General features: G+C 67.6%; 5 protein-coding genes. All 5 read left to right on the forward strand.

What is annotated here, in order from left to right; genetic code table 11:
- On the forward strand, positions 1–1,417 hold a 1,417-nt coding region (locus ACIPIA_RS12380), incomplete at its 5' end, for a methyl-accepting chemotaxis protein (RefSeq protein ID WP_400509930.1).
- Between the two features lie 53 nt (positions 1,418–1,470).
- A complete protein-coding gene (locus ACIPIA_RS12385; protein ID WP_400509932.1) occupies positions 1,471–1,938 on the forward strand; it encodes a response regulator in 468 nt (155 codons plus the stop codon).
- 124 nt (positions 1,939–2,062) lie between these two features.
- Positions 2,063–2,344 (forward strand): STAS domain-containing protein, encoded by a 282-nt coding sequence (locus ACIPIA_RS12390; protein WP_400509933.1) that lies wholly within the window; start codon positions 2,063–2,065, stop codon positions 2,342–2,344.
- A 5-nt stretch (positions 2,345–2,349) separates the two neighbouring features.
- Positions 2,350–2,709 (forward strand): response regulator, encoded by a 360-nt coding sequence (locus ACIPIA_RS12395; RefSeq protein ID WP_400509936.1) that lies wholly within the window; start codon positions 2,350–2,352, stop codon positions 2,707–2,709.
- A gap of 19 nt (positions 2,710–2,728) precedes the next feature.
- On the forward strand, positions 2,729–3,526 hold a 798-nt coding region (locus tag ACIPIA_RS12400; RefSeq protein ID WP_400509939.1), incomplete at its 3' end, for an Hpt domain-containing protein.

Below are 3,526 nucleotides of genomic sequence, written 5' to 3' on the forward strand. Positions count from 1 at the left end.
TGCGGTTGCAAATCCGGAGACCGGGGCCGAGCGAGCCGTACGGGAGATCGCCGAGCGCTTCGGCAAGCTCAGTGCAGAGATCACCGACGTGGCCGGCAGGATCGGCGATGTGACCCAGCAATTCGAAGCGCAGACGAACGGGCTCAGGCGCGTCGTCGGCGCGGTCGAGCAGGTCTCGCGCGCCAACCATGCGATCAGGCAGGCGGCGGAGGGCGCGCAGGCGGCGGCTTCCGTGGTGCGCAGCGGGCTCGAGCGCGTCACCGGCTCGGTGAAGCTCGGCCTCAACGCCGCGCAGACGGACATCCAGACGCTGTCGGAAGAGGCTCAGTCGATGTCGCAGGCGCTGGCGCAGGCGGTCAGCGACGCGCACAAGGCGCGCGCATCCAGCGACGCGATCCAGTCGATCACCCGCGAGATCCAGCTGCTCTCGATCAATGCCGGCGTCGAGGCGGCGCGCAGCGGCGAGGCGGGCAGGGGCTTCGCCGTCATTGCGGCAGCCGTCAAGACGCTCGCCGAGCAGACGCGGGAGGCGACGGCGGCGAGCGCCGCCCAGCTCGATCTCCTGGTCAAGGCGGTCGATGCGCTGTCGCGGCGCAGCCAGGCGAATGCGCAGACGGCGCAGCGCGCCCGGGAAGGCAGCCAGACGATCTCCCAGCAGGTCGGCGAGTTCGACAGCTTCGGCCGCTCGGTCGTCGAGCTGATCGGCGAGATCGAAGCGGTCTCGCTGCCGACGCGGGAGAATGCCGAGGCCTGTGCCAAGGCCGGGCAGGACCTTGCGGGCCTCGTCAGCGGGGTCGACGCCTCCACCCATATCCTCGAGCAGGCCGTCGAGCGCACCGACGCGCTGGTTGCGATCAGCGAGGGCATCCTCGGCTCGATCGCGGCTTCAGGTGTTCGAACGGCGCAGTCGGAGCTGATCGCGACAGTCATGGAGACGGCCGCGGCGATCGGCGAGCTGTTCGAGGGGGCGCTGGCGCGCGGCGAGGTTTCGCTCGCGGATCTGTTCGACGACGCCTATCGGCCGGTGCCGGGTTCCAACCCTGTCCAGCACATGACGCGCTTCGTCGCGCTGACCGACCGGATGCTGCCGGCGCTGCAGGAAAAGCTGCTGGGCTCGAACGGGCGGATCGTCTTTTGTGCGGCGGTCGATCGCAACGGCTTCCTGCCGACGCATAATCGCAAATATGCGCAGCCTCAGGGGCATGACCCGGTCTGGAACAACGCCAACTGCCGCAACCGACGCATCTTCGACGACCGGACCGGGCTTGCCGCCGCGCGCAACCGCAAGCCCTTCCTGCTGCAGAGCTACCGGCGCGACATGGGTGGCGGGCAGTTCCTGGTGATGGAGGATCTGTCGGCGCCGATCCTGGTCAAGGGCCGCCACTGGGGCGGCTTCCGGATCGGGCTGAAGGTGTAGCGGCCGCCACGGCCGTCCGTTGAGTTGAGTGAGCGAGTACCCGAGCCAGCGCCATGCATATCGCGCCTTCCTTCCCCAACCTGTCGGTGCTGCTCATCGACCCGAGCCCGCATTACCGGCGGATCATCCGCACGATGCTGTATCAGGCGCAGCTCAACCGCATCTTCGAGGCGTCGGATCTGTCGTCGGCGGCGACCACCTTCATCCAGAAGCAGCCGAACATCGTGATCCTGGACTGGGACCTGATCGACGGCGGCAGCGTGAAGTGCCTTGCCGCGATCCGTTCCTTCAGGACCTCGCCTTTCGCCAAGGCGCCGGTCCTGGTGATGATGGAGCGGCCGGATCGGCGCTCCGTGGTGCAGGCGGCGAAACTCGGCGCGCACGAGATCATCACGAAGCCGATCTCGCCCAACAATCTCTGGCTGCACATGTCGGGCATCATCAACGTTCCCCGGAAATACCGCGAGGCCAACGGCAAGATCAGCCTGGTGCCGCGTGCGATCAGCAACAGCATGTTCTGAGAGCGGCGTCCCGCCTGCGCATAGCCGCCGAAATGTCACAGGTGTTGACGATAGCGGCGCCATTTAGCGAAGTTTTTACCAGTTCGACGCGATGCTCCACGGGCGCAATTCTGGGTCGCCCTGCATGGTCATCACCGTTTCGCTTCCGCCCTTCCTCGGCCGTTCCGAGGCCGCGACGTTCCGCAACCAGCTGCTCGTCGCGCTGGAGCAGAAGGAAAGCGTCGCCGTCGAATGCGCCGATGCCGGTCCTCTGCCCAGCCTGTGGATCCAGCTCCTTCACTCCGCAGCCACCAGCGCCAGGGCGCGGGGGCTTTCGGTCACGCTCAAGGCGGCCTCTTCCGAGTGCCGCGAATCCCTGCGGGCGATCGGCTTCGATGCCGCCCACAGCGCTCTCGTTCTGGAGTGACAGGCATGAAAATCCTGGCCATCGATGACACCAAGACCCTGCTCAGCCTGCTCAGCCTGACGCTGCGGAATGCCGGCCACGAGGTGGCGGAGGCGGAGAACGGCGAGGACGGACTGAACAAGTTCGACCAGTTCAAGCCCGATCTCGTCATCACCGACCTGAACATGCCGATCATGGACGGTATCGAGTTCACCCGCGCCTGCCGTGCCCGGCCTGCCGGCCAGAACACGCCGATCATCGTCCTGACCACCGAGAATGGCGTCGAGATCAAGGCGGAGGGCCGCCGCGCCGGCGCCAGCGCCTGGATGGTCAAGCCCTTCGAGCCCAACACCCTGCTCGGCCTCGTCGCCCGCTATCAGAACTGAAGGCTGGCCGATGGATCCGTTGGCAGAACTCAAGCAGACCTTCTTTCAGGAATGCGAAGAGCTCCTCGGGGCGCTGGAGCAGAAGCTCCAGGCACTCGACGAGGGCTCCAGCGATCCTGAGGATGTCAATGCCGCCTTCCGCGCCATCCACTCGATCAAGGGCGGCGCGGGGGCGTTCGGCTGTACCGAGCTGGTCGGCTTCGCGCATGTCTTCGAGGCCTCGCTCGACCATCTGAGATCCGGCCGCGTCGCGATCGAGGATGCGCCCTTCACGCTGTTCCTGCGCTGCTCCGACGCCGTGGCCGATCTCGTCGCCGCCGCCCGAAACGACGAGCCGGCCACCGAGCGCCCGGACCTGCTGGCGGCGCTCGAGCAGGTCGGCAAGGAGCCGGTTGTGCCCGCTCCCGTGCCGGCCCCGGTCGCCGTCTCCGTGCCGGCCGCACCGATCGCCGACAACGATGCGCCGGTTGGCATAGCCGCACTCGGCAATCTGCTCGCCCTGGTCGACGCCAAGATCGCGGCCCCGGCACAGCCGGTCGACGATGGTTGGGATGACGAGCCGGTCGCCGCACCGGTGCCGGCCGTCGCGAAGCCCGGGCGGAGCCTGCGGCTGCGCATCACTCCGGAGACGGACCTGTTCCGCCGCGTCATCGAGCCGCGCGTCGTGCTGGGCTCGCTGCCGGAGGCGGACATCGTCGCGGTCCGCTGCGACCTCAGCCGCATTCCGCCGCTGGAGACCCTCGACGTCACCGATTGCTGGATGTGCTTCGAGGTCGATCTGCGCACCGAGCTGCCGATCGAGGATCTGCACGGGCGT

The organism is Allobosea sp. CER48 (assembly GCF_044752385.1).
Classification (GTDB): Bacteria; Pseudomonadota; Alphaproteobacteria; order Rhizobiales; family Beijerinckiaceae; genus Allobosea.